This is a genomic window from Promicromonospora sp. Marseille-Q5078 (genome assembly GCF_050315395.1).
Lineage (GTDB): Bacteria > Actinomycetota > Actinomycetes > Actinomycetales > Cellulomonadaceae > Isoptericola.
Window position 1 is genome coordinate 3,791,120 of sequence record NZ_JBNPQG010000001.1, and the last position, 23,584, is coordinate 3,814,703.

General features: G+C 75.1%; 23 protein-coding genes. 1 reads left to right on the forward strand and 22 read right to left on the reverse strand.

Annotation, left to right across the window (positions count from 1 at the left end; genetic code table 11):
* Window positions 1–23: 23 nt before the first annotated feature.
* From mshA to ACQFYA_RS17540, 22 genes are all read right to left on the reverse strand, one after another.
* Entirely contained in the window at window positions 24–1,373 is a 1,350-nt protein-coding gene (mshA, locus tag ACQFYA_RS17435; RefSeq protein WP_499126260.1) for a D-inositol-3-phosphate glycosyltransferase, read from the reverse strand.
* Window positions 1,373–2,464, reverse strand: coding sequence for a lactonase family protein (locus ACQFYA_RS17440; protein ID WP_499126262.1), 1,092 nt, complete (start codon window positions 2,462–2,464; stop codon window positions 1,373–1,375). Before ACQFYA_RS17440 ends, mshA begins: the two co-directional genes overlap by 1 nt.
* 145 nt (window positions 2,465–2,609) lie before the next feature.
* A complete protein-coding gene (locus tag ACQFYA_RS17445) occupies window positions 2,610–2,942 on the reverse strand; it encodes a histone-like nucleoid-structuring protein Lsr2 (RefSeq protein ID WP_499126263.1) in 333 nt (110 codons plus the stop codon).
* Between the two features lie 103 nt (window positions 2,943–3,045).
* Window positions 3,046–3,210 carry a hypothetical protein gene (locus ACQFYA_RS17450; protein WP_499126265.1) on the reverse strand — a complete coding sequence of 55 codons (165 nt, stop codon included), beginning with the start codon at window positions 3,208–3,210 and terminating at the stop codon, window positions 3,046–3,048.
* A 14-nt stretch (window positions 3,211–3,224) separates the two neighbouring features.
* Window positions 3,225–4,763, reverse strand: a complete 1,539-nt coding sequence (gene lysS / locus ACQFYA_RS17455; protein WP_499126267.1) for a lysine--tRNA ligase — start codon at window positions 4,761–4,763, stop codon at window positions 3,225–3,227.
* Window positions 4,764–4,831: 68 nt separating this feature from the next.
* Window positions 4,832–5,785: a carboxylating nicotinate-nucleotide diphosphorylase gene (nadC, locus tag ACQFYA_RS17460; RefSeq protein WP_499126269.1), complete on the reverse strand. Its 954-nt coding sequence runs from the start codon at window positions 5,783–5,785 to the stop codon at window positions 4,832–4,834.
* Between the two features lie 106 nt (window positions 5,786–5,891).
* Window positions 5,892–7,592 (reverse strand): L-aspartate oxidase, encoded by a 1,701-nt coding sequence (locus ACQFYA_RS17465; protein WP_499126271.1) that lies wholly within the window; start codon window positions 7,590–7,592, stop codon window positions 5,892–5,894.
* Window positions 7,593–7,626: 34 nt separating this feature from the next.
* Window positions 7,627–8,040: an aspartate 1-decarboxylase gene (gene panD / locus ACQFYA_RS17470; RefSeq protein ID WP_499127589.1), complete on the reverse strand. Its 414-nt coding sequence runs from the start codon at window positions 8,038–8,040 to the stop codon at window positions 7,627–7,629.
* A gap of 74 nt (window positions 8,041–8,114) precedes the next feature.
* Window positions 8,115–8,972: a pantoate--beta-alanine ligase gene (gene panC, locus ACQFYA_RS17475; RefSeq protein ID WP_499127591.1), complete on the reverse strand. Its 858-nt coding sequence runs from the start codon at window positions 8,970–8,972 to the stop codon at window positions 8,115–8,117.
* A gap of 77 nt (window positions 8,973–9,049) precedes the next feature.
* On the reverse strand, window positions 9,050–10,114 hold the full coding sequence (locus ACQFYA_RS17480) for a Rossmann-like and DUF2520 domain-containing protein (protein WP_499126273.1): 1,065 nt from the start codon (window positions 10,112–10,114) through the stop codon (window positions 9,050–9,052).
* The gene (locus ACQFYA_RS17485; protein WP_499126275.1) at window positions 10,111–11,781 is read right to left on the reverse strand and encodes a PH domain-containing protein; all 1,671 of its coding nucleotides are present in this window, start codon (window positions 11,779–11,781) and stop codon (window positions 10,111–10,113) included. The genes ACQFYA_RS17480 and ACQFYA_RS17485 overlap by 4 nt, the downstream gene beginning before the upstream one ends.
* Complete coding sequence (locus tag ACQFYA_RS17490; RefSeq protein WP_499126276.1) at window positions 11,778–12,302, reverse strand: PH domain-containing protein; 525 nt, start codon at window positions 12,300–12,302, stop codon at window positions 11,778–11,780. Before ACQFYA_RS17490 ends, ACQFYA_RS17485 begins: the two co-directional genes overlap by 4 nt.
* A gap of 112 nt (window positions 12,303–12,414) precedes the next feature.
* A complete protein-coding gene (locus ACQFYA_RS17495) occupies window positions 12,415–12,903 on the reverse strand; it encodes a DUF3180 domain-containing protein (RefSeq protein ID WP_499126278.1) in 489 nt (162 codons plus the stop codon).
* Between the two features lies 1 nt (window position 12,904).
* Window positions 12,905–14,788: a 2-amino-4-hydroxy-6-hydroxymethyldihydropteridine diphosphokinase gene (gene folK / locus ACQFYA_RS17500; protein WP_499126280.1), complete on the reverse strand. Its 1,884-nt coding sequence runs from the start codon at window positions 14,786–14,788 to the stop codon at window positions 12,905–12,907.
* A complete protein-coding gene (folP, locus tag ACQFYA_RS17505) occupies window positions 14,785–15,753 on the reverse strand; it encodes a dihydropteroate synthase (RefSeq protein WP_499126282.1) in 969 nt (322 codons plus the stop codon). The genes folK and folP overlap by 4 nt, the downstream gene beginning before the upstream one ends.
* 2 nt (window positions 15,754–15,755) lie before the next feature.
* Window positions 15,756–16,343, reverse strand: coding sequence for a GTP cyclohydrolase I FolE (gene folE / locus ACQFYA_RS17510; RefSeq protein WP_499127593.1), 588 nt, complete (start codon window positions 16,341–16,343; stop codon window positions 15,756–15,758).
* Window positions 16,344–16,366: 23 nt separating this feature from the next.
* Window positions 16,367–18,439, reverse strand: a complete 2,073-nt coding sequence (gene ftsH / locus ACQFYA_RS17515; RefSeq protein ID WP_499126283.1) for an ATP-dependent zinc metalloprotease FtsH — start codon at window positions 18,437–18,439, stop codon at window positions 16,367–16,369.
* A gap of 114 nt (window positions 18,440–18,553) precedes the next feature.
* Window positions 18,554–19,105 (reverse strand): hypoxanthine phosphoribosyltransferase, encoded by a 552-nt coding sequence (gene hpt / locus ACQFYA_RS17520; protein ID WP_499126285.1) that lies wholly within the window; start codon window positions 19,103–19,105, stop codon window positions 18,554–18,556.
* A gap of 2 nt (window positions 19,106–19,107) precedes the next feature.
* Entirely contained in the window at window positions 19,108–20,310 is a 1,203-nt protein-coding gene (gene tilS / locus ACQFYA_RS17525; protein ID WP_499126287.1) for a tRNA lysidine(34) synthetase TilS, read from the reverse strand.
* A gap of 10 nt (window positions 20,311–20,320) precedes the next feature.
* Window positions 20,321–21,409 carry a zinc-dependent metalloprotease gene (locus tag ACQFYA_RS17530; protein ID WP_499126288.1) on the reverse strand — a complete coding sequence of 363 codons (1,089 nt, stop codon included), beginning with the start codon at window positions 21,407–21,409 and terminating at the stop codon, window positions 20,321–20,323.
* A gap of 149 nt (window positions 21,410–21,558) precedes the next feature.
* Window positions 21,559–22,740 (reverse strand): D-alanyl-D-alanine carboxypeptidase/D-alanyl-D-alanine endopeptidase, encoded by a 1,182-nt coding sequence (gene dacB, locus ACQFYA_RS17535; RefSeq protein ID WP_499126289.1) that lies wholly within the window; start codon window positions 22,738–22,740, stop codon window positions 21,559–21,561.
* Entirely contained in the window at window positions 22,737–22,871 is a 135-nt protein-coding gene (locus tag ACQFYA_RS17540; protein WP_499126291.1) for a hypothetical protein, read from the reverse strand. Before ACQFYA_RS17540 ends, dacB begins: the two co-directional genes overlap by 4 nt.
* A 182-nt stretch (window positions 22,872–23,053) precedes the next feature.
* Here ACQFYA_RS17540 and ACQFYA_RS17545 point away from each other — a divergent pair, with 182 nt between their 5' ends.
* A complete protein-coding gene (locus tag ACQFYA_RS17545; protein ID WP_499126292.1) occupies window positions 23,054–23,554 on the forward strand; it encodes an inorganic diphosphatase in 501 nt (166 codons plus the stop codon).
* Window positions 23,555–23,584: the final 30 nt, after the last annotated feature.

Sequence of the window (23,584 nt, forward strand, 5' to 3'; positions counted from 1 at the left end):
GAACGACCTCGGCGCGATCCGAACTACCTCGGCGAGCGGGCGCGGTGCACCTTCGCGGCCTGCGCGTAGACGTCGAGCATGCCCGCGGCGGCGCGGTCCCAGCTGAAGCGCTCGCTCGCCCGGCGCGCGCCCGCGGCGAGGCGGGCGCGCCGCTCGTCGTCGGCCAGGAGGTCGCCCAGCTCGCGCGCCCACGTCCACGGGCTGTGGTCGGGCACGAGGACGCCGGACACGCCGTCCACCACGACCGTCTGCAGCCCGCCCACGGCCGCCGCGACCACGGGGGTGCCGGCCGCCTGCGCCTCGGCCGCGACGAGCCCGAACGACTCGTTGTGCGACGGCACCGCGACGACGTCCGCCGCGCGCAGGTAGTCGACCAGCTCCTCCCGGGGCACCGGCGGCCGCACGACGAGGTGGTCGGTGACTCCTGCCTGGTGGGCCAGGGCCTCGAGCTCGCGGACCGCCGTCGCGCGGCCGCTCGCCCCGCCCAGCACGACCAGCGTCGGGACGCGCGACCCGCCGCCGTCGCACCACGCCTCGGGCTCGGTGGCGTCGCCGGTGCTGGCATGGTCGGCCAGCACGCCGAGCGCGCGGACCAGCACGTCGGGGCCCTTGAGGAGCTGGACGCGGCCCGCGAACAGCACGATCTTCCGGTCGACGGGCAGGCCGAGCCGCTCGCGCAGCGCGCGCCGCGCGTCGTCGGCGTCCGGCCCGGGGGCGGGCTCGAGGGGCCGGAAGACCTCGAGGTCGACGCCCGGCGCGACGACGTGCACGCGGTCCGGGTCGGCGCGGTACTCCTGCTCCAGGTCGTGGGCCTCCTCGCGGGTGGAGGCGACGAGCCCGTCGGCTGCCTCGACCACCTGCTCCTCCCCCACGACCCGGCCGATCGGCTCCAGCGCGTCGCCCGGCGCCAGCGCGGCGTTCTTCACGCGCGCCATCGTGTGCATGGTGTGCACGAGGGGCACGTCCCAGCGCTCGGCGGCCAGCCACCCGACCTGCCCGGACAGCCAGTAGTGGCTGTGCACGACGTCGTACCAGTGCGGCGGGCGGTGCGCCTCGGCCCGCAGCACGCCCGCGGTGAACGCGCACAGCTGGCCCGGCAGGTCGTTCTTGTCGAGCCCCTCGTACGGGCCGGCGGCCACGTGCACCACCCGGATGCCGGGCTCCACGTCGACGCACCGCGGCTGGGCGGACGTCGTGGCGCGCGTGAAGATCTCGATCTCGGCCCCGCGGCGGGCCAGGGCGCGGGCGAGCTCCAGCACGTAGACGTTCATGCCGCCCGCGTCCCCGGTGCCGGGCTGGTCCAGGGGCGACGTGTGCACCGACAGCATCGCCACGCGCGGGCCCGGCCGTCCGGCGTCCTCGGGGCTGGTCATCAGGACTCCAGCACGCAGGCGGGTGGGGTGGGCAGGGGGTACCGGGCGACGACCTCGCCGCGGCCGGTCGCGGGGTCGAGGCGCACCGTCCCCAGCTCGCTCGAGTCCTGGAGCGCCACGACCACGGTCTCCGCTCCGCCGTCCGTGGACGCGAGGACGGCGTGGTGGCGCGGCCAGGTGCCCTCGCCGAGCGGCACGTCCGCGAGGTGCTCGAGGACGGGGTGCCCGCCGTCGGGCAGGCTCACCCGGAGCACCGCCAGCACGTCCACCCCGCGCACCCCGACGTGGAGCCGGGCGCCGTCGGCGCTCAGGGTCACGTGGGACGGGAAGTCCTTGCCCGCCTCCGCGGCCGGTGAGATCGGCACCGCGGCCGCGGCCGTCCACCCGTCGCCGTCGCGCACCAGCAGGTGCGCGCGGGCGTCGAGCTCGCCCACCACGACCAGCGACCCGTCGGCCAGCGTGACGAGGTGCCGCGGGCCGGTGCCGGGCGGCAGGACGGCGGCGACGTCGCCCGCGGCCGCGGCATCCGTCCCGACGGCGGGGTAGCGCCGGACGACGTCCGCGCCGAGGTCGCACACCAGCACGTCGGCGCCGGCGGCGGCCACGAAGTGCGCGTGCGGCCCGGCCTGGCGCTCGACGACGGGCCCGGTCCCCACCCCCGGGTGGGTGACGACGCCGTCGGCGGCGAGGTCGCCCGTGGCCTCGTCGACCGCCACGGACGCCGCGACCCCGTCGCCGTAGTTCGCCACCCACACGACGCCGTCGCGGGCCAGCACGTGGCACGGATCGTCGCCCCCGGACGCCAGCGCGCCCGACGGCGCGAGCGTTGCGACGCCGTCGTCCCCGTCCTCGACCCGGAACGCCGTGAGCGTCCCCCCGGGCATCTCCCCCACGGCGTAGAGCGTGCGCCCCGACGGGTGCACCGCGAGGAAGGTGGGGGCCGGCGTCGCCGCCGCCGGGACGGCCGAGGCGACGGACCCGTCGGCCGGGTCGAGCGCGACGCGCCAGACGCTCTCCCCGCTGCCGGCCGCCGTGCCCGGCTTCGGGTAGGTGCCGACCCAGAGCTGCGTCCGTGCGTCCCGTGCTGTCATGGCACCAGCCTATGACCGCGCCGAGCAGCGGAGGAGCCCGCCGATACCACCCCATCGTTGGTTGAGCTTGTCGAAACCCGTCACAGGGTTTCGACAAGCTCAACCAGCGATGCCGTGGTTTCGACAGGCTCGACCGACGGATGTGTCAGTGCGCGGCCTCGTAGGCGGCGAGGACCGAGCCCGGGATGCGGCCGCGGTCGCTCACCTTGTGCCCGTTGTCGCGGGCCCACTCGCGGACCTTGGCGAGCTGCGCGCGGTCCGTGCCGGTGCGGCGCGCGGTGCTGCGGGTGCCGCCGAGCCGCGCGCTGGTCTTCCGACCGTGCGCGATCCAGGTGGCGAACGCGTCCCGGAGCTCGGCCGCGTGCTTCGACGTGAGGTCGATCTCGTAGGAGACGCCGTCGAGCGCGAACGTGACGGTCTCGTCCGCGTCGCTCCCGTCGATATCGTCGATCAGGACGATCTGCTGCTTCTGAACCACGTGAATGCCTTCCGGTCACGAAAACTCGGTCATCGCCGAGAATGCTTCGTTCTCACCGGAATGTCAATACGAATCGCTGTAAGCTCGAATGGACCACAAACAATCAGCGCGTTTTCGCCTCGGCCGCCGCCTGCTCGGCGTCCAACTTCTCGAGCGCGAGCCGCTCGTTCCGGTCGGCGTGCATGATCTTGCGCATCGCGAGCCAGAACAGCAGGCCGACGCCGACGGACGGGACGAGGCCCGCCAGGATCGCGAGAAAAGTATTCATGTGCTGTCTTTCGTTCAGGCCGTCGGCTTGACGAGCGGGAAAAGGATGGTCTCGCGGATTCCCAGACCCGTGAGCGCCATGAGGAGCCGGTCGAGGCCCATGCCCATCCCGCCCGACGGCGGCATCGCGTGCTCCATCGCGGTGAGGAAGTCCTCGTCGAGGGCCATCGCCTCGTCGTCGCCGGCCGCGGCGAGCACGGCCTGCGCCTCGAAGCGCTGCCGCTGCACCACCGGGTCCACCAGCTCGGAGTACCCCGTGGCGAGCTCGAAGCCGCGCACGTACAGGTCCCACTTCTCCACCTGGCCGGGCACCGTGCGGTGCGCGCGCACCAGCGGCGACGTTTCCACGGGGAAGTCGCGCACGAACGTCGGCGCGTACAGCCCGTCGCCCACGTGGTGCTCCCAGAGCTCCTCGACGAGCTTGCCGTGGTTGGTCTTCTTCAGGTCCACCGAGATCTCGGCCTTCTCGGCCAGCACGACGAGGTGCTCCACGGTGGTCTCGGGCGTGATCTCCTCGCCGATCGCCTCGGAGAGCGAGCCGTACATGGTGAGCTGCGTCCATTCGCCGCCGAGGTCGTACTCCTCGCCGTCGGGAAGGGTCACGACCGTGGTGCCGAGAACGTCGAGGGCCGCGGTCTGCACGAGATCCTGGGTGAGGGCGCCGATCGTGTTGTAGTCGCCGTACGCCTCATAGGCCTCGAGCATCGCGAACTCCGGGGAGTGCGTGGAGTCGGCGCCCTCGTTCCGGAAATTACGATTGATCTCGAAAACCTTCTCGACACCGCCCACGACCGCACGCTTGAGGAAGAGCTCCGGGGCGATACGCATGAAGAGCTCGATGTCGTAGGCATTCATGTGCGTGCGGAAGGGCCGCGCGGACGCCCCCGACGCCACCGTCTGCAGCATCGGCGTCTCGATCTCGAGGAATCCACGACCGTGGAAGTTGTCGCGCAGCGAGCGCGTGACGCCGGCGCGGGTCCGGACCATCTCGCGGGCCGCGGGGCGCGCGATGAGGTCGACGTACCGCTGGCGGACGCGGGCCTCCTCCGACAGGTCCTTGTGCAGCACCGGCAGCGGGCGCAGCGCCTTGGACGCCAGCTGCCACGAGTCGGCGAACACGCTCAGCTCGCCGCGGCGCGACGCGCCCACGCGACCGTGCACGAACAGGTGGTCGCCCAGGTCGACGTCCGTCTTGAACGCGGCCAACGACTCCTCGCCGACCTCCTTCAGGCTGAGCATCGCCTGCAGGCGGTGCCCCTCGCCGTCCTGGAGGGTGACGAAGCACAGCTTGCCGGTGTTGCGGAGGAACACGACGCGGCCGGCGACGCCGACGACGTCGTCGGTCTCCTGCCCCGCCTCGAGGTGCTCGTACCCCTCCCGGACCGCGGCGATCGAGTGGGTGACCGGCAGGCTGACCGGGTAGGGCTCCACGCCCTGCTCGAGCAGCCGGTCGCGCTTCTCCCGGCGCACGCGCATCTGCTCCGGGAGGTCGTCCGTGTCCGTCGAGGGGTTGACGGGAGGCACGGCGGAGGCGGGGTTCTGCGGGGAGGTCACCCCACGATTCTACGGGCGACGCACCTCACACTCGCCCGCGGGTGGACACCACCCCCCGCGAGACGGCGCTAGAGCCCGGGGCGCAGGTCGAGCGCCAGGTCGAGGATCGGGGCGGAGTGCGTGAGCGCCCCCACGGACAGGAAGTCGACGCCCGTGCCGGCCACCTCGCGCGCGCGGTCGAGGGTGAGGTTGCCGGTGGCCTCGAGCTCCACGTGCGCGGGCACGCCGTCGCGCCCCTGCCGCTCGCGGACGGCGGCCACGGCGGCGGCGAGCGCCGGCGTGGGCATGTTGTCGAGCAGGAGGAAGTCGGCGCCGGCGTCGAGGGCCTCCATCGCCTGCGCGGCGGTGTCGGCCTCGACCTGCACCAGCACGTCGGGGAACGCGCGCCGGACGGAGTCGATCGCGCTGCGCACGGAGCCGGCGGCGACGACGTGGTTGTCCTTGACCATCGCGACGTCGTGCAGGCCCATGCGCTTGTTGGTGCCGCCGCCCGCGCGCACGGCGTACTTCTCCAGGGCCCGCAGGCCCGGCGTCGTCTTGCGGGTGTCGAGCACCTGCGCGCCCGTGCCCGCCAGCTCGCGCGACCACGCCGCCGTCGCCGTCGCGACGCCGGACGCGCGCGAGGCAAGGTTGAGGAGCGTGCGCTCCGCGACGAGCAGCACCTGCACCGGGCCCGCGAGGGCGGCCAGCACCTGCCCGCGCACGACGGCGTCGCCGTCCTGGGCGTGGAACGTCACGGCGGGTGCCGGGAGGCCGAGGCGGACCGCGACCTGCCGCAGGGTCTCCTCCACCACGACGAGCCCCGCGACCGTGCCCGCCGCGCGCGCCACGACGTCGGCCGTCCCGGTCGCGGACGCCGGGACCGTGGCCTGCGTGGTGACGTCCCGGCCCGGCGCGGGCCCGAGGTCCTCGTCGAGGGCGACCTCGACCGTGCGGGCGACCCACGCGTCGTCCAGCCCGGGCTCGACGGCGGACGGGCGGTCGTGGGTCGGCAGGTCACGGTGCAGGTCGGTCGCGCTCACGGGGCGCAACGCTACCGCCCGCGCGGTCGCCCATGCGTGAGAGAGAGAAGGGCCTCGCCGAGATAGAGAGGGGACGGACCGGAGCAGGCTCCGGCCCGTCCCCTCTCTATCTCGGCGAGGCCCTTCTCTCTCTCACGGGGGTGAGGGCGCCGTCGTCGTCGAGGGCGAGGACGACGCGCTGCTGCCAGGCGGGGCCGGGCGCGGGGAAGTCGGTGCGGAAGTGGCCGCCCCGGGACTCCTCGCGCAGCCACGCCGCGTGCACGAGCGCGCTCGCGACCTGGTGCACGGTGGTGGTCTCCCACTCGGCGACCTGCGGGTCGGCGACGACGTCGTGGGCGCGGTGGGCGTCCGACCGCACGCCCGCCAGCACCGCCGCGGCACGCTCCAGGGACTGGGCCGACCGCACCGGGCCGGCGCCCTCCGACGTCGCGCGCTGGACGCGGGAGCGGGCCGCGGACGCGACCAGCGCCGCCGGGCCGGGCCGCTCCTGCGGGTCGGGGGCGCGCCGCAGCTCGCCGTCGTCCACCCGCCGGGCGACGTCGCGGGCCGCACGGTGCGCGAAGACCAGCCCCTCCAGCAGCGAGTTCGACGCCAGGCGGTTGGCACCGTGCACGCCCGTGCACGCGACCTCCCCGACGGCGTACAGGCCGGGCACCGAGGTGCGGCCGCGGGCGTCCGTCACGACGCCGCCCGAGTGGTAGTGCTGGGCCGGAGCCACCGGCACCGGCTCCTCGGTCCAGTCGATGCCCTGCGCCACGAGGCGCGCGGTGATGCTCGGGAAGCGGCGGCGCAGGAAGCCCGCGCCCAGGTGCCGGGCGTCCAGCAGCACGTGGTCGGCGTTCGTGGCGGCCATGCGCCGCACGATGGCGTGCGCGACGACGTCGCGCGGGGCCAGCTCGGCCAGCTCGTGCTCGCGCGGCATGAAGCGGTACCCGTCGACGTCGAGCAGCAGCGCGCCCTCGCCCCGGACCGCCTCGCTGATGAGCGGCTGCTGCCCCTTGGCGCCCAGCCCGCGCCAGAGCACGGTCGGGTGGAACTGCACGAACTCGAGGTCGCCCACGGCGGCGCCCGCGCGCAGCGCCGCCGCGATGCCGTCGCCCGTGGCACCGGGCGGGTTGGTCGACGCGCGGAAGACCTGGCCGATGCCGCCCGTGGCCAGCACCACGACCGGCGCCAGCGCCGCCCCCACGCCGTCGCGGCTGCCCGCGCCGCGCACGTGCAGGGTCACGCCCGCGGCCGGTCGGCGCCCGTCCGGCCCCGGCGCGCCGGTGAGGACGTCGAGCACGAGCGCGTTCTCCAGCACCTCGATGCCCGGGTCGTCGCGCACGGCCTCGATCTGCGCCACGAGCGCGCGGGAGATCTCCGCGCCGGTCGCGTCGCCGCCGGCGTGCGCGATCCGGTCGGCGCGGTGGCCGCCCTCGCGGGTCAGCGCGATGCCGCCGTCCGGCCCGACGTCGAACGCCGTGCCGCGCGCCACGAGCTCGCGCACCCGGTCCGGGCCCTCCGTGACGAGCACCCGCACGGCCTCCGGATCGCTCAGGCCGCCCCCGGCGGCGAGCGTGTCCGTGAGGTGCGCGTCGGGGGTGTCGTCCGGGTGCAGTGCCGCCGCGATGCCGCCCTGCGCCCACACCGTGGAGCCCGACGACAGCGCCCCCTTCGTGACCAGCAGCACGCGCGGCACGCGCGAGCGCAGCTCCAGGGCGGCGGTCAGCCCGGCGATGCCGGTGCCCACGACGATCGCGTCGGCGGTGGTCGTCCAACCGGGTGCGGGGGCGGCGAGGGCGCGGGCGAGCCGCGGCGGCGTCACCGCCGGGGCCCGACGGCGTCCAGGGCGGCCGGTGTCACCGGACGGCCGCGAAGGGCAGCCCGCTGGACTCCAGCCCGAAGCCGTCCGGCACCTGGCCCGGGTCGTCGTCGAGCTCGACCACCCGGTTGTCCGGGTCGACGAAGACGACGGCCGGGGAGTACGTGCGCGCGTCGGCGTCGGACAGCATGCCGTAGGCGATGACGATGACGGTGTCGCCCGGGTGCACGAGGTGCGCGGCGGCGCCGTTGATGCTCACCTGGCGGCCGCCCCGCTCGCCGGGGATGACGTAGGTCGTGAGGCGGGCGCCGTTGGTGACGTCCACCACGTCGACCTGCTGCCCGGGGTACAGGTCCGCGCCGTCGAGCAGGTCGGCGTCGATGGTGATCGACCCCACGTAGTGCAGGTCCGCCTGCGTGACGGTGGCGCGGTGGATCTTGCCGATCATCATCGGCCGCTGCAGGGAGGCGGGACGGCGGCGCACCGAGCGCTCCGGGCGCTCGGCGTTCTCGGTCACGTTCTCGGTCACGGGCGTCTCTCCTGTGGATCCTCGCTGTCGGCGAGGTCCACGGCCTGGTTGTCGATGAGTCGGGTGGTGCCCACGCCCGCCGCCACGAGCAGCAGGGCGGAGCCGCGGAAGTCCGCGGGCACCGGCTCCACGGTAGTCGGGTCGACGAGAGCGAGGTAATCCACCTCAACGCCGGAGGCCCCGTCGAGGATTCCCGACGCGGCCTCCAGCACCGCGGGCGCCCCGCCGTCGGCCGCCTCCGCCCCGGCCCGCATCGCCCGGGAGAGCGCGACCGCCGCCGCCCGCTGGTCGTCCGTCAGGTATGCGTTGCGCGACGACATCGCGAGGCCGTCCGGCTCCCGCACGATCGGCACGCCGAGGACCTCCAGGTCGAGGTCCAGGTCCCGCACCATGCGGCGCACGGCGAGCAGCTGCTGCGCGTCCTTCTCGCCGAAGAGGGCGACGTCGGGACGGGTGAGATGCATGAGCTTGAGCACCACGGTGAGCACGCCGTCCAGGTGGCCCGGCCGCGACTCGCCCTCGAGCACCTCGCCGATCCGGCCCGCCGACACCCGCACGATCGGGTCCCCGTCGGGGTAGACGACGTCGGGCGTGGGCGCGAAGACCAGGTCCGCGCCCACGCTCGCCAGCTTCGCGACGTCCCCGTCGAGGTCGCGCGGGTACCTGTCGAGGTCCTCCCCCGCCCCGAACTGCAGCGGGTTGACGAAGATCGTCACCACCACCTGGCCGGTGGGCCCGGCGGCGTCGCGAGCGCTGCGCACCAGCTGCAGGTGTCCGTCGTGCAGGGCGCCCATCGTCATGACGACGGCCCGCCGGTCGGTGGGCTCCGGCCCGGACAGCGTCCACGCGCCCATGGCGTCGTGCAGGTCGACCCGGGTGCGCACGACGGCGGGCGTCGTCGCCGTGCCCTCCGGGGTCGGGCGGTCGTCGGTCACGGGTGCTCCTCGTGGGGGTCGTCGGGGGGGTCCTGGGTCTCGACAGGCTCGACAGGCTCGACCGGCGGACCAGGCTCGACCGGCGGACCGGGCTCGACCGGCCTGCCGGGCGGCGGCGGGTTCAGCGTGTCGAGCAGGGCGCGGGCCGCGCGGTCGTCGATGCGGTGCGCGGCGAGCGCGCGGCTCGTGGCACCGCGGGCCAGCTCGGTGTACGCGGCGGGGACGTCGGTGGCGCCGGTCTCCGCGGCGAGGGCCCGCAGCGCGTCGAGGTGCGCGCGCACCGTGCCGACGTCGCCGCGCGACACGGGCCCGGTGAGGGCGGTGATCGCCCCCGGGCCCTCGCCGTCCCGCACGTCCGCGGACCGGGTCGCGCCGTCGAGCGCGGCGGTGAGCAGCGGGGCCAGCGCCCGGCCGGGCCGGTCGACGCCGGCGGCCTCGAGCGCCTGCGCGGCCTGCGCCACGAGCACCACCAGGTGGTTCGCGCCGTGCGCGAGGGCCGCGTGGTACAGCCCCCGGGCCTCCTCGGCGACGACCACGGGCTCGCCGCCCACCTCGACGACGAGGGCCTGGCCGATCGGCTGGACCGCCGCGGGGGCGGTGACCGCGAACGTGCACCCCTCCAGCCGGTGCAGGTCCAGGGAGGTCCCGGTGAACGTCATCGCCGGGTGCAGCGCCACCGGGATCGCGCCCGCGCGCCGGGCCGGGTCGAGCACGCCCACGCCGTACCGGCCCGAGGTGTGCACGACGAGCTGTCCGGGCTGCCACGCCCCGAGGGCCGCGAGCCCGCTCACGACGTCCGCCAGCGCGTCGTCGGGCACCGCGACCAGCACCATCTCGGCCCGCTCCACGACCTCCTGCACCTCGAGGTGCGGCACCCCGGGCAGCAGGGTCGCGATGCGCTCCCGCGACTCCTCGCTCAGGCCGCTCGCGCCCACGACCGTGTGCCCCGCCGCGCGCAGCGCGCTGCCGAGGACGGCGCCCACGCGGCCGGCGCCGACGATGCCGACGCCGAGGCGTCCCGGCCGCGCGGAGGGCGGGCGGTCGCCGTCGGGCGCGTTCACTGCCGGCCCTCCATCCAGCGCTCCGGCCCGGCGTGGGCGCGGGCCGCCCGGGCGCGGGTGGACTGCTCGCCGAGCAGGCGCGCCGCCTCGTCCTCGGCCAGGTGGTAGACGACCGGGCTGATCGGGCCGGGCGTGGAGTGCAGCGCGAACGACACCAGCCCGCGCCGGCGCTGCCAGGGCCCTTGCACGAGCCCGAGGGACTGCGTCCGCTCGTGCGGCACCACCTCGAGGCGACGCACGAACCGCCCGCCGCGGGCCAGCAGCGCGCGGCCCGTCACCGCGTACCCGTTGCGGCGCCAGCTCCACGGGTCGAGCAGCCGCGCCCGGCGCGGGCTCGTGACGAACCAGCGGTCGGTGCGGGCGTCGCCCGTGAGGGCCTCGTCGAGCAGCGCGAGCGTGTCGTCCGGGTCGTCGACCTGGAGGTCGGGCAGCACCAGCCACAGGGCGGTGAGCGCCTCCTCGCGCGGGCCGACGGGCAGCAGCACGTGCTGCTGCTCCCCCGACTGTCCCTCGCCGCCGCCGTACCCGGCCACGTTGACCCTGACCCGCCACCAGTCGGGTCCCCGCCACAGCGGGCCCTGCGTGAGCGACACGGCCTGCACGCGACCCGGCGGGATGGTCTGCGCGCGCGTCTCCAGCAGGCCGTGGCGCAGCCGGATCCCGTCCGGGGACAGCGCGGCGCGGAAGCCGAACTCGCCCGCGAAGCGCTGGAAGATGTAGCCCCCGACACCGAGGATCGCGGGCAGCGCGGAGAACAGGATGCTGACCTCGCGGGTCAGGAACACCGCCACGCCGATGCCGACCAGCACGAGCACGCCGATCCAGACGCCCGGCATCCGGAGCAGTGACAGCAGCAGCCGCGTGGGCGGCACCTCGTAGACGGTCCGCTCGGGCGCCTCGGGGGCCACGTCGTCGGCCGGTCCGTCGGTCGAGCGTGTCGAGACTGCCTCGGTGGTCTCGACAGGCTCGACCGACGAACCAGGCACGACCGACGAACCAGGCACGACCGACGAACCAGGCACGACCGACGAACCAGGCTCGACAGACGAACCAGGCTCGACCGACGAACCGGCGGCGCCCGACGGGGCGCTGCGCCCGGACTTGACGCCCGCGGCCCGCGCGAGCAGGTCCGCGCGCAGGTGCTGCGCGTCCGCCTCCTTGAGGAAGCCGATGGCGACGCCCGAGTCGGAGCCGCCCGCCACCTCCAGCCGCAGCTCCGCGAGCCCGAACAGCCGCGCCAGCAGCGGCTGTCGCACGTCGATCGCCTGCAGCCGGTCCAGCCGCGCGTGCCGCTGCTGCCGGAACAGGATGCCCTTGCGCAGGTGCACCACGTCGTCGTCCACCGCGTACGCCGTCATGCGCCAGGCGAGCGCCGCGTACCCGAAGATGATGCCGACCAGCACCACCACCCCGAGCAGCACCATCCACCACAGGCCGCGGATCTCCCCCGCGGCCCGGATCGCGTTCGACACGTCGTCGAGCACCTGCTGGCCCGCGATGACGAGGATCGCGACGACGGCGGCCCAGCCCCGCACGAACGGCGTGACCGGGTGCACGCGCCGCCACGCCAGGTCGCGCCGCGCGCCGGGCGGCGGCGTGGCCGCGGGGGTGCCCGGGACGATGTCGGGAGCCGTGCCCGGCGCCGGGTCCGGGATCGAGGCGCTCACAGGCCCGCCAGCCTCGCCTCGCCCCGCGCGGTGAGCCGGTCGCGCAGCCGCTCGGCCTCGTCGGGCACCAGGCCCGGGATGTCCGCGTCCGTGCCGGCCGACGCCGTGTGGAGCTGCACCTTGGCGATGCCCAGCTTGCGGTCGAGCGGGCCGGCCTCGACGTCCACGTACTGCATGCGGCCGTAGGGGACGACGACGAGCGAGCGGAACATGATGCCCTTGCGGATGAGCAGGTCGTCGTCCCGCTCCGCGTACCCGATGGCGCGCACCTGGCGCGGCACCAGGAGCACCGCCCACAGCAGCAGCGCGGCGGGGACGCCGGCGAGCAGCCAGAACCACGGCGAGACGAGGACGGCGAGCACCGCGCCCGCGACGATCGGCACGACGAGGGTCAGGGTGGTCGAGATCAGCCGGGCCGGCACGAGGCGGGGCGACACGCGCTGCCACGCGACGTCCGGCGGGTCGAAGGGACCGGTCTGCCGCGTGGTCGACGGGTCGGCGCCCGCGGGGATGCTGGTCATGGGCCCATCCTTCCATCCGGGCCGAACCCGGACACATCGTGCGTCCGGCTCGGCCGCGACGCCGCGGGTCGACCGGAAGGATGACGTCGCCCGACCGCGTGCCGGGAGGCGGTCACGAGGGCAGCGGGTCCGCGTGCTCCTCCGCGTCGCCGCCGTCCGCGTCGTCGGGCGGCGGCAGCTGGCAGAACTTCTCGACGACCAACCCCACCACGCAGAGCACGACCGCGCACAGCGCGGCGATGCCCGCCGCGACCGCCTGGTCGCGGCGCGCCTCGATCTGCAGCTGTCCGAGCACCACCAGCACGCTCGCCACGTACCGGCCGGCGAGCAGCGCTCCGGTCAGCGCCCCGGCCTTGGCCAGGACGAACGTGCGGGCGGCGCGCAGCGGGTCCAGGTCGGGCCGGTCGCCCTTCTGGTAGGCGCGCACCGCCCAGCCCGCCCAGAAGATCGCGCCGGCGAGCGCGAGGATCGCCACGTCCTCCACCCACGCGACCTTCGGCAGGTAGACGCCGCGCGACTCGAGCAGCCGGAGCAGCCCGGCGCCGCCGACCGCGACCGCGGCGGCGACGACCGCGAGCAGGCGGACCGAGGTGCGGCGCATCTCAGCGGTCGTCCTCCTCGTACCGCTCCTGCGGGCCGGGGCGGCCCGGGAACGGGTGCTGGCCCGGGTGCGGCGCGAACGGGTCCGGCAGGGCGGGGCCGTCGGCGGGGGCGCCCGCGTCCGGCGCCGGCGGCACGGGCTCGTGCCGCACCGGTCCCGGCGTGAGCGGCTCGGGCGTGTACTGCTTGGGGGCGTACTGCTCGGGCGCGTACTGCTGGTCCGGCGCGAACTGCTCGGGCGCGTACTGCTGGTCCGGCGCGAACTGCTCGGGCGCGGAGGCGTCCGGCGCGGCCGCCTCCGTCGGGTGCTGCGTCGGGTGCTGCACGGGCGCGTACGGCTCGGGGACGTAGGCGTCGGGCGTGTCACCCGGCGCGAACGAGGACGGCACCGACGTGACCGGCGGCTCCGGCGCCGGCGGCACCGGGGCGGCCCTGGTCGGCTCCGACGGGACGGCCGCGAACGGGCGCGGCGTCGCGGGCTGGTCCGGCTCCTGCTGCCCGAACAGGCCGGGCGCGCCGGCCTGCGGCGCGGCGGGCGGCTCGGGGCGGTACTGCTCGGGGCGCTGCTGCTCAGGACGGGGCGGCTCGGCGCGAGGGGGCTCCGGCGCGGCGGGCGGCTCCACGGCCGGCGGCGCGACGGGCGCGAACGGCGTGGCACCGGTCGGCCCGGCGGTGGGCGGCAGCGACGCGGAGGGCTCGGCGGGGGCCGGCGGCGCCTGGTGTGGCACGGGGGCGGACGCCACCGACGGCATCGCGTCCTCCGCGCCGGCGGCGATCTGGCCGGTGCTCTGCGTCGGCCCGGTCAGCCAGTCGAGCGCGAGCCAGCGGATGCCCGCCCGGTCGGGCGCGGTCACCGCGAGCTGACCCACGGGGCCGCCGCCGGGGCCGCCGAGCACGGCGTCGGGCGCCACCTCGGCCCACGGCACCAGCACGAACGCACGCTCCTGGGCGCGCGGGTGCGGCAGCTCGAGGTCGGGCGCGCTCGCGACGAGCGCTCCGTACGTCACGATGTCGACGTCCAGGGTGCGCGGCCCCCAGCGCTCCTCCCGGACGCGGCCGTGCTGCGCCTCGACCTGCTGGGTGCTGCGCAGCAGGTCCCGCGGGGAGAGGGTGGTCCGCACGACGAGCACGGCGTTGAGGTAGTCCGGCTGCTCGGGCCCGCCGACGGCTGCGGTGCGGGCCAGCGGCGAGACGTCCATGACCTGCACGCCGGGGAGGCGGTCGACGTCGGTGACCGCCTGCCGCAGGGTGACCTGCGCGTCGCCGAGGTTCGCCCCGAGGGCGAGCACGGCCTCGACCGGCTCGGCCGGCGTGGCGTCGAGGGGCTGCGTGGTCTCGACAGGCTCGACCGACGACACGGTGGTCTCGACAGGCGCGACCGCCGACACGGGCGCGACCGACGAGACGGGCTCGACCGACGAGACGGGCTCGACCGGCGGGGTGGTCCCGATCGGCTCGACCGACGGGTCCGGGACGACCGGCGGGTGCTCCCGGTCGCGGCGCACGACGACCTCGACGTCGTCGAACGGCACGGCGATGGGCGCCTGCGGCTTGTGCACGCGCACGTCGACGGCCTGGACCGCCGGGCGGGCCAGCACGACGGCCGCGACGCGCTCGGCGACGGTCTCCACCAGGTCCGCCGGCGAGCCGGCAAGGACGTCGTGCACGTCCTGCGCGACGTCGGCGTAGCTCACGGTCCGTTCGAGGTCGTCCGACGACGCGGCCGCGCGGGTGTCCAGGTGCAGCACGACGTCCGCGCGGAAGACCTGGCCCTCCTCGCGCTCGTGCGGGAGGACCCCGTGGTGGCCGGTCGCCGTGACGCCGGCGAGGCGGATCTGGTCGAGCGGCTGTCCGTCCGGTCCCGGTACGGCTGCGGCGAAGGTCACGAGAGGCTCTCCTCATCGGCGGCGGTTGCTGCTCCACCCACGGCTTCGGTGCGGTGCGCCGGTGCGTTCATCCCGGCATCCTCCACGTCGCGGGCCGCCTCCGTCCAGGCGTCCGCGACACGGACGGCGTCGGCGCTCGCGCGGACGGCGTGCACCCGCACCGCCCAGGCGCCCGCGGCGGCGGACAGCGCGGAGATCGCGGCGGTGGCGTCGTCCCGCTCGAGCGGCGGCGCGGGCTCGTCCGCGGACAGGCCGCGCGTGCCCTCCAGCAGGTGCCCGAGGAAGCGCTTGCGCGACGCCCCCACGAGGACCGGGCGGCCGAGGGCGTGCAGGGCGTCCAGGTGGGCCAGGATCGGCCAGTTCAGCACGCCGGCCTTCGAGAAGCCCAGGCCCGGGTCGAGGACGATCTGCTCCGGCCCCACGCCGACGGCCACGAGCGCGTCCATGCGGGCCGAGAGCTCGTCGCGCACCTCGGCCACGACGTCGTCGTACACCTCGAGGCTGTCCATGACGTCCGCGTGGCCGCGCCAGTGCATCGCGACGTACGCGACGCCCGTGTCCGCCACGACGTGGCCCATGCGGGGGTCGGCGTAGCTGCCCGAGACGTCGTTGACGATCCGCGCGCCGGCGGCCACGGCGGCCTCCGCGACCGACGCGCGCGTCGTGTCGACGGACACCACGGCACCGTGCGCCGCGAGCCGCTCGATCACCGGGACCACGCGGCGCAGCTCCTCGGCCTCGTCGACGCGCGCCGCCCCCGGCCGGGTCGACTCGCCCCCGACGTCCAGGATCTCCGCGCCCTCGGCCAGCAGGTCGAGCCCGTGCTGCACCCCGGCGTCGGCGTCGAACCACCGGCCACCGTCGGAGAACGAGTCGGGCGTGATGTTCACGACGCCCATCACCAGGCAGCGGCCGACGCCCGACAGCTCCGGCAGCCCGGCGACCACCGCGTCGCGAGGGTGCACGCTCAGCGCCCCATGACGAGGCTCATGGCCTCCGCGCGCGTGGTCGAGCTCTGCATGATGCCCCGCACGGCCGACGTGACCGTCCGCGAGCCGGGCTTGCGGACCCCGCGCATCGACATGCACAGGTGCTCGCACTCCACCACGACGAGGACGCCGCGGGGCTCGAGGATGCGCACCATGGCGTCCGCGACCTGCGTCGTCAGCCGCTCCTGGACCTGCGGGCGCCGCGCGTACACCTCGACGAGCCGCGCGATCTTGGAGAGGCCCGTGATCCGGCCGGACTCGCTGGGGATGTAGCCCACGTGCGCCACCCCGTGGAACGGCACGAGGTGGTGCTCGCACGTCGAGTAGACCTCGATGTCGCGCACCAGCACCATCTCCTCGTGCCCGATGTCGAAGGTGGTGGTGAGCACGTCCTCGGGCTCCTGGCGGAGCCCGGCGAAGATCTCCTGGTACGCCCGGGCCACGCGGGCCGGCGTCTCCTTGAGGCCCTCGCGGTCCGGGTCCTCGCCGACCGCGAGCAGCAGCTCGCGGACGGCGGCCTCCGCCCGGGCCGCGTCGTACGCCGGCACGTCCCGGGCCGCGCGCATGCCGAGGTCCGTCACCGGATCGGTCACCGACCGTCTCCCGCCGCCGGCGGCTCGGAGTCGGTTCCGACGCCCGGCCCTGCCTCCTGCACGTCCCTCTCGTTGCCGACGATGGCGGCCTCGTCCTGCGGGACGACGGAGTGCCCGTTGCCGTTCGACGCGGCGCGCTCGGCGTCGGTCATGATCGGGCCGCGGGTGTGCACCGTGCGCTGCTCGCTGGAGAGCCACACGTCGCGCGGTTCGCGCTTGACGACGGGCCCGAAGACCTCGGCCAGCTCGTGCTGGTTGAGCGTCTCCTTCTCCAGCAGGCGCAGCACGAGGTCGTCGAGCACGTCGCGGTACTGGGTGAGCACCTGCCACGCCTCGTCGTGCGCCGCCTCGACGAGCTTGCGGACCTCGTGGTCCACGGTGCCCGCCACGGCCTCGGAGTAGTCACGCTGGTGGCCCATGTCGCGGCCCATGAACGGCTCGCCCGAGCCGGTGCCGAGCTTGATCGCGCCGACCTTCTCGCTCATGCCGTACTCGGTCACCATCTTGCGGGCGATCGACGAGGCCTTCTCGATGTCGTTGCTCGCGCCGGTGGTCGGGTCGTGGAAGACGATCTCCTCGGCCACGCGGCCGCCCATCGCGTACGCGAGCTGGTCGAGCAGCTCGTTGCGGGTGGTGGAGTACTTGTCCTCCATCGGCATCACCATCGTGTAGCCGAGGGCCCGGCCGCGCGGCAGGATCGTCACCTTGGTGACGGGGTCCGTGTAGCGCATCGCCGCCGCCACCAGGGCGTGACCGCCCTCGTGGTACGCGGTGATCTTCTGCTCCTTGACCTGCATCACACGGGTGCGCTTCTGCGGGCCGGCGATGACGCGGTCGATCGCCTCGTCCAGCGCGCGGTCGTCGATGAGCTGGGCCCCGCTGCGCGCGGTGAGCAGCGCGGCCTCGTTGAGCACGTTCGCCAGGTCGGCGCCCGTGAAGCCGGGGGTGCGGCGTGCGACGACGGCGAGGTCGATGCTCTCGACCATCGGCTTGCCCTGCGCGTGCACCTTGAGGATGTGCTCGCGGCCCTTGAGGTCCGGCGCCTCGACGGCGACCTGGCGGTCGAAACGGCCCGGGCGCAGCAGCGCCGGGTCCAGGATGTCGGGCCGGTTGGTGGCCGCGATGAGGATGACGTTCGTCTTGACGTCGAAGCCGTCCATCTCGACGAGCATCTGGTTCAGGGTCTGCTCGCGCTCGTCGTGCCCGCCGCCCATGCCGGCCCCGCGGTGGCGGCCGACGGCGTCGATCTCGTCGACGAAGATGATGGCGGGCGAGTTGTTCTTGGCCTGTTCGAACAGGTCGCGCACGCGGGAGGCGCCGACGCCGACGAACATCTCGACGAAGTCCGAGCCGGAGATCGAGTAGAACGGCACCCCGGCCTCGCCGGCCACGGCGCGCGCGAGCAGCGTCTTGCCGGTGCCGGGCGGGCCGTAGAGCAGCACGCCCTTCGGGATCTTGGCGCCCACGGCCTGGAACTTGGCCGGGTCCGCGAGGAACTCCTTGATCTCCTGGAGCTCCTCGACCGCCTCGTCCACGCCCGCGACGTCGACGAACGTGACCTGCGGCATGTCCTTGCTGATGAGCTTGGCCTTGGACTTGCCGAAGCCCATCACGCCGTTCTTCCCGCCGCCCTGCATCCGGGACAGGATGAACCAGAAGACCACGCCGATGATGAGGAACGGGATGAGGAAGCCCAGCATCGAGCTCCAGAAGCTCGGCTGCGGCACCTCGGAGTCGAACCCGCCGGACAGGTCGGCGCCGTCGACGGCGGTCGCGACCGCGTCGCCCTGCGGCTCGACGTAGAAGAACTCGACCTTCGTGCCGTGGTCCTGCTCGTCGTCCGTGCCCTCGCCCGTGACGTACTTCTCGCTCAGCTCGAGCTCGACGCGCTGCTCGCCGTCCACGATCAGGGCGTGGTCCACCGTGTCGCCGGACAGCAGCTCGAGGCCCTGCGAGGTCTCGATCCGCGACACCCGTTGGGTGTTGAACGCGCTGAAGGCCAGCGACACGAGCAGCAGGCCGACCACGATCCAGATGATCGGGCCGCTCAGGATCTTCTTGATGTTCATCGGCGACGGGGACGGTGCCCCGCTTCCCTTCCGTCGGGCAACGTGTGGTTCACGACGCTACACGCCGAGTGTGGACGAACCGTGGGTGTTCGCCCAGGGCGCGACGCCGGCCGGTCAGCTGTAGACGTGCGGCGCGAGCGTGCCGACGAACGGCAGGTTGCGGTACTTCTCGGCGTAGTCGAGGCCGTAGCCCACGACGAACTCGTTGGGGATGTCGAACCCGACGTAGCGCACGTCGACGTCGACCTTCGCGGCGTCGGGCTTGCGCAGCATCGTCGCGATCTCCACGGACTCCGGGCCGCGGGAGCGGAGGTTGGCCACCAGCCACGACAGCGTGAGGCCGGAGTCGATGACGTCCTCCACGATCAGCACGTTGCGGCCGGTGAGGTCGGCGTCGAGGTCCTTGAGGATGCGCACCACGCCGGACGACTTGGTGCCCGACCCGTAGGACGACACCGCCATCCAGTCCATGTGCACGGGGTGGTGCAGCCGGCGGGCGAGGTCCGCCATCACCATGACGGCGCCCTTGAGCACCCCGACCAGCAGCAGGTCCTTGCCCGCGTAGTCGGCGTCGATCTGCGCGGCGATCTCGTCGAGCTTGGTGCCGATCTGCTCTTCGGTGAGCAGGATGTTGGCGAGGTCGCCTGAGACGTCCGACTGGTCCACGGTCACTCCTCGAGGGACGGGGTTGGGGCTGGGGAACGCTCCGACCGGGAGAGGCCCGGACCGGCGGCGCGCAGGTAGAGCCTGCCACACGCGCGGAGCGCGCGAGCGTCGCCCGGCAGATGGACGGATCCCTGCCCACGCCACGAGACGACGAGGGCGTCGAGGGCGTCCACGTGCCGCGCCGACGTCGCGCCCGGGGCGCAGCCCACGGCGAGCGCCGCCGCCCGCAGCGCGCGGCGGCGCAGGGCCGCCGGGGCCGCCGCCAGGGCCTCCGCGTCGAGCGCGATCGTCGTCGACACCCCGCCGCTGGTCGAGCCCGTCGACACCCGGTCCGTGGTCTCGACAGGCTCGACCGACGGGACGGGCACGGTCGCGGCGGCGAGCAGGTCGGCCGCCAGCACGTCGAGCGCGTCGGCGTCGTCGCGCAGCTGGCCGGCCGAGCGCCCGAGCGACTCCACGACGCCCGGGCCGAGCGCGTCCTCGAGCGCCGGGACGACGGTGGCGCGCACGCGCGTCCGCGCCGGCGCGGCGGCTCTGTCATCGTCGTCGGGCAGCAGGTTGGTCGGGTCGGTCCAGTGCTCCACGCCGACGGCGGCGCACACGGCCTCGGTCTGCGCCCGACGCAGGTCGAGGAAGGGCCGCCGGTAGAGCCCGCGGCGCCGCGGCATGCCCGCCAGCGACCGCGCCCCGCTCCCCCGGGCGAGCCCGAGGAGCACCGACTCCGCCTGGTCGTCGAGGGTGTGGCCGAGCAGGACGGCGGCGGCGCCCGTCTCGCGGGCTGCGGCGTCGAGCGCCGCGTACCGGGCGTCGCGGGCCGCGCCCTCCGGCCCGCCCGCGCCGGCGTCCACGGTCACGCGCCGCACCAGCACCGGGTCGAGGCCGAGCGCGCGGCACCGCGCGGCCGCCGTCTCCGCCACCGCGTCGGAGCCCGCCTGCATCCCGTGGTCCACGACGACCGCCCCCGCCCGCACGGCGTACCCCGGCGAGCGCACCGACCGGCCGACGCGCCTCGCCTCGGTGGCGGTCACCGCCGCCAGCGCCAGGCTGTCGGCACCGCCGGAGCAGGCGACGAGCACGAGCCCGCCCGGGCCGAGCGCACCGCCCCCCGACCGGACCTGTACCGACGCGCCGACCTGCGCGAGGTCGGCGAGCTCCGCGCGGACGGCGCCGCGGGCCGCCGCGAGCGCCTGGTCGACGCGGGCCACCGTGCGGACCTCAGCCGTGCACGCGGCGCACCCAGGCGCGCGGGTCGGCGATCTCGCGGGCGGACGGCAGGTGCGCGGGCTCGGACCAGACGGCGTTGAGCCCGTCGCGCCCGACACGCTCCTCGACCTCGCGCACGAAGGCGGCGCCGTCGCGGTACTGGGCGAGCTTGGCGTCCATGCCGAGCACCCGCCGCAGCACGACGTCCAGGGCGGGCGCGCCCTCGCCGTCGCGCCGCTTCTCGAACCGCGCGCGGATGGTGCGCACGGACCGCACGACGCGCGGCCCGACGGCGTCCATCATCACGTCGGCGTGCCCCTCGAGCAGGGCCATCACCGCGGTGATCTCCTCCAGCTCGCGCCGCTGCTCCGGGCCGAGGACGCCGTCGAGCGGCGTGACCAGCTCGCCGCGCACCGCGCGCATCGCGGTGCGCCCCACCACCGCGAGCTTCTGCCGCAGCGGGGCGCGCGCCATCGCCGTCGTGCTCTCGGTGACGCCGCGCAGCAGGTCGCCGACGCGGCCCACGAGGTGGTCGGCGAGCCACGGCGCGGTGGCGAACTGCAGGGCGTGGGTCTGCTCGTGCAGGCAGACCCACAGCCGGAAGTCGCGGGGACGCAACCCGAGCGCGCGCTCCACCTGCAGCACGTTGGGCGCCACGAGCAGCAGCCGCCCGCGCCCCGCGCCGTACGGGTCGAACTGGCCGAGCACCCGCCCCGACAGCAACGCCAGCAGGCCCCCGACCTCGGCGGCGCCCGCCAGCCGGGCCGCCTGCGAGGTGGACGGCACGTCGGCGGCCAGCGCGGCCATCACCGGGTCCGTCATCGCGCGCATCGACTGCGCGTTGGCCCGTGTCCAGCCCGCCCGGTCCACGACGTGCACGTCGCCCAGGCCGCCGTCCGCGTCGCGCGGGCCGGCCGGCAGCATGCGGGTGACCTCCAGGACGTGCCCGACGGAGTCCCCCGCAGCCGCCCGCAGCCCGGCCACGAGCGCCTCGAGCTCGTCGCGGGGCGCCGTCGCGCCCGGACGGGCGAGTCGCGCCGCGAACTGTGCCGCCGCGGGCCAGTCCAGCAGGGACTCGGTGGCAGGCGCTGGCGTGGTCACGGGACCACGGTAACCACGACCGTCGTCGGACGAGCCTGTCGGGGCCGCGCACTGGGTTTCGACAGGCTCAACCAGCGGGGCGGCACCCGCAGTCCGCGAGACCGTCGTCGGTCGAGCCTGTCGGGGCCGCGCACTGGGTTTCGACAGGCTCAACCAGCGGGGCGGCACCCGCAGTCCGCGAGGTCGCCCGCGAAGTTGTCGAAGATCACCCGCGCGCCGTACGAGCCGCCGTCGGGCACCTTGTCCGCCAGGGTGACGAACACGAGCATCCGGTCGTCCGTGGTCACGACGGTGCCCGCCAGGCCGGTGACCTTCGGCAGGCTGCCCGTCTTGCCGGAGACGTAGCCGCGGCCGGGGTTCCCCTGCGGGTAGCGGTCGTGCAGGGTGCCGCTCAGCCCGGCCACGGCGAGGCCGTCGGCGACGTCGCGCAGCTCCGGGTGGTCGGGGTCGGCGGCGAGCACCAGCGTGTCGGCGAGCTGCCGGGGCGTCACGCGCGACCCGCGGGCGAGCCCGGAGAGGTCCATGAGCCGGGCGCCCTCCAGGTCGACGCCGAGGTCCTCGACGCTCGCGGTCACGGCCCGGATCGCGTCCTCCCCCGTACCCGGCAGGCCGGCGTCGATCGCCACGATCCGGCCCACGACCTCCGTGATCGTGTTGTCGGACCGGCGCAGCAGGTCGCCGACGACGTCGCGCAGCGGCGCCGACTCGACGCGGGCGATCTCGCGCGCGGACGACGGCGCCGCGGCGCGGGACACGTCGCCCTGCACGGTGACGCCGCGCTTCTCGAGGGCCCGCGCGAAGGTCTCGGCGGCCGCCATCGCCGGGTCCTTCTCGCGGGGCGCGTACTCCTCGTCGGTGGTCCGCGCGACGTCGACGGCGAGCGGGGCGACCGGGGCGGTGTAGCCGCCGGCCACGTCCTCCGCGGGGATCTTGGCCGGCACGGCCGGCCCCGAGAAGAGCGTGTCGTCCACGCTGAGCGTCACGGTGTCCCGGCCCGTGACCTTCACCTGCCCGGCCACCTGGTCCGCGAGGTCGCCCAGGCCCGCGCGCCCGTTCACCTCGTCGGGGTCGCCGGCGCCGGCGGCCAGCATCATGTCGCCGCCGCCCACCAGCACGAGGTGGGCGTCGCCGTCGAGCACGACGGTGGTGGGGAGCGTCGTGTCACCGCCCGGCCCCGCGAGCGCCGCGACGGCCGTGAGCAGCTTCTGCGTGGAGGCCGGCACCATCGCCCGGTCGGGGGCGTTCGAGGCGAGCACCTCCCCCGTGGCGGCGTCGGCGACGAACACGCCGACCCGCTTGCCGAGGCGGTCGTCCTTCGCCAGCCCGTTCACGAGCTTGCCGACGGCGGCGGGGCGGTGGTGAGCATGCCGGGGACGACGTCGTAGGCGTCCGCCACGAGATACCCGCCGAAGAGCACGACCACGGTCGTGACGGTGGCGCCGACGCTGGACCGCCACCCCATGTCGCCCTCCTGAGTCCGTGAGCATCGTCACAGCCCGGTTCCGGTGGCGCGCTCCGTGCGTATCTTCCCACGTCCGTACGCTGGTCTGCGGCGCCACCGCGCACCGGGCGGGCGCGCCCGTGCATGGCACACTTTGACAGGGCGTCCGCACCGAGCATGCCCGCACCGAGCATGGAGGAACAGTGGAGTTCGACGTCACGATCGAGATCCCGAAGGGCCAGCGCAACAAGTACGAGGTCGACCACGAGACCGGTCGCATCCGCCTGGACCGCATGCTCTTCACCTCGACCCGCTACCCGGACGACTACGGTTTCATCGAGGGCACCCTCGGCGAGGACGGCGACCCCCTGGACGCACTCGTGCTGCTCGAGGAGCCGACGTTCCCCGGCTGCCTGATCCGCTGCCGCGCCCTCGGCATGTTCCGCATGCGCGACGAGGCCGGCGGCGACGACAAGGTGCTGTGCGTCCCCACCGGCGACCAGCGGGCCGCGTGGCGCCAGGACATCGACGACGTCTCCGACTTCCACCGCCTGGAGATCCAGCACTTCTTCGAGGTCTACAAGGACCTGGAGCCCGGCAAGTCCGTCGAGGGCGCCCACTGGGTCGGCCGCGAGGACGCCCAGGCCGAGATCGAGCGCTCCTTCCAGCGCGCCAAGGACACCGGCTACTACGACGGCCACTGAGCCTCCGCCTCTCACGATCAGGTCGGGTCA